We start from the raw sequence: 1,870 nt of genomic DNA, 5'->3' as shown, positions 1-1,870 counted from the left end.
GTACCAGCGTACGGCCCACAGAATGATGTCACGCTGAAAATGCCGGCCTTTGAATGGGTTCATGTGCAGCTCCATCAGCAAAAGGGGATGATAAGTTTATCACCACCGACTATTTGCAACAGTGCCGTTAAAAGAAGTCTAGACAACCTTGTTTTATGCTTGGATATAAGGCTTATTTTAAAATAATAGTAGTGAAGATTTTCTAAAATTAACATAATACACCTTATACGAAATGCTTGATATTTCTCTTTAAATATCATTATATTAACGTAAGCCGTTCTGGAGTATAGGGCACCAGAACGGCTTTTTATTGATTATTCATGTTCCACGATCACTAATTGAGCGATGTTCCACGGTTTTATTCAGTTTTAATAAACATCATCCGGTTTTTTGAGGAGTCATTATTTCAAGTGCTTGCACTGAAATTGGCTCTTCAAAAAACTGGAGTCTTGGCTAACCATATGGAAGGAAAAAGCGGCTTAGGAAGCCTCTCTTCTTCTGTTCTGGTTCAACATGCTCCGGGATAGGAATACGCTTATTGTCTTGCTGAGGAGTAGTCAATTCGTCATAGTTCGTTGCTAGTTCCGACCGAGGATCCGTTGCTATATCCTGTTTAAAGCTCTGATCGGTAAAGGTAGTCATATTGGCTTTTGGTGCTTCTAGTAAGCGCTGCATAGCTTCAATCTGTTCTTGATAAAACGATTCACGTTCTAAAGATTGATTTTCTCTCTGTATTGCCTGATTTAATTGTTTTTCCAGTATGTCAACTTGACGTTTTAGTAAGTCAACTTCTGTCAAGTTTTGACTGTTAATTGATTGACTTTGATTGACTGTATCCTCTTTTTTTTGTGGTTCCCCAAAAACTCTTAGGGCCTCTGAAAAGTCAATTAATCCATCAGATCCTTTAGATAAATTTCCTTTGTTTATATGTGCATATATGGCTTGTCTTGAATATCCATAAAGCTTAGCTAACTCTGAAACTGACAGTTTTTTCATTATGTAAACCAGTTTTCAACTTGTGTTAATACCTGACTGTTAACTTAACAATTTCAATTAACAATGTCATTGAAATCCTAATTTTCTGAGTAAAGGAAGTAATTCCTTAAATTTCTCTGCATCTTGCAGCATGGCAGCTATACGTACAGCAAACTGCTGATAGCTTTCTGTGCCTTGTGAATATTTACTCATCTCAGGAAGCTCTGAGAGCTTGTTGGCGAATAGATGGCGTTGTTTATCTGTTATTTTTGAAAAGAGGTCTAATGTATTCGGATCTCTTTTAGATTCGACTGAATGCGTGGCTGATTTTTTCTGTTTAAAGCTAAATGAAAAACCAGTAATAGATCTACCTGTTTTATGCTGTTCAACTTTGACAATAATATCGGTATGTTCATTTACTTGTTTTAATGCAATGTCTAAAACATATTTTTTAAAATCATACATTCGTTTGTATTCAGTCTCGAGTACACCTATTTTTTGTCTAAAATCATACATAGTTATGAGAGGCGTTTTTCCAGTACTACGCCATGCAATCAATATTTCATATAAACGAACAGCATAAGCACTTGTTAAATTACTTATTTGTTGTATTTCATACTTTGTAAATTGTTCTTCTAACCTAGTAATTAAAGGCACAATAGCAGGGGCAAAAATAAGTCTAACGACAGCTTCATTATCAATATAAGCCACCTCGCTCACCCATCTTGATTTGTGATTAATAGTGTTACCTTTTTCACTAAGACTCTGATGGTAATGACTCCAACTTATTGATAGTGTTTTATGTTCAGATAATGCCCGATGACTTTGTCATGCAGCTCCACCGATTTTGAGAACGACAGCGACTTCCGTCCCAGCCGTGCCAGGTGCTGCCTCA

Annotated in this window: 3 protein-coding genes and 1 pseudogene; 1 reads left to right on the top strand and 3 read right to left on the bottom strand. The window is 36.5% G+C overall.

Translation table 11 applies throughout. The features are described 5' to 3' along the window. On the top strand, positions 1 to 186 hold a 186-nt coding region (locus ACHHZ7_RS25325), incomplete at its 5' end, for a hypothetical protein (protein WP_395149235.1). Between the two features lie 267 nt (positions 187 to 453). Here ACHHZ7_RS25325 and ACHHZ7_RS25320 read toward each other — a convergent pair. The 3 genes and pseudogenes from ACHHZ7_RS25320 to ACHHZ7_RS25310 all read right to left on the bottom strand — a co-directional run. Continuing rightward, complete coding sequence (locus ACHHZ7_RS25320; RefSeq protein ID WP_004896925.1) at positions 454 to 996, bottom strand: plasmid replication DNA-binding protein; 543 nt, start codon at positions 994 to 996, stop codon at positions 454 to 456. Positions 997 to 1,062: 66 nt separating this feature from the next. Further along, positions 1,063 to 1,740, bottom strand: a pseudogene (gene repM / locus ACHHZ7_RS25315) (replication initiation protein RepM); the annotation flags it as partial. Between the two features lie 20 nt (positions 1,741 to 1,760). Beyond that, a partial coding sequence (locus tag ACHHZ7_RS25310; protein ID WP_019725171.1) for an IS1 family transposase occupies positions 1,761 to 1,870 on the bottom strand: 110 nt, incomplete at its 5' end.

It is taken from the genome of Citrobacter freundii complex sp. 2024EL-00216, assembly GCF_043945515.1.
Classification (GTDB): Bacteria; Pseudomonadota; Gammaproteobacteria; order Enterobacterales; family Enterobacteriaceae; genus Citrobacter; species Citrobacter portucalensis.
The sequence above is the reverse complement of the archived record's forward strand: the minus strand, read 5'-3'. Positions and strand labels throughout refer to the sequence as shown.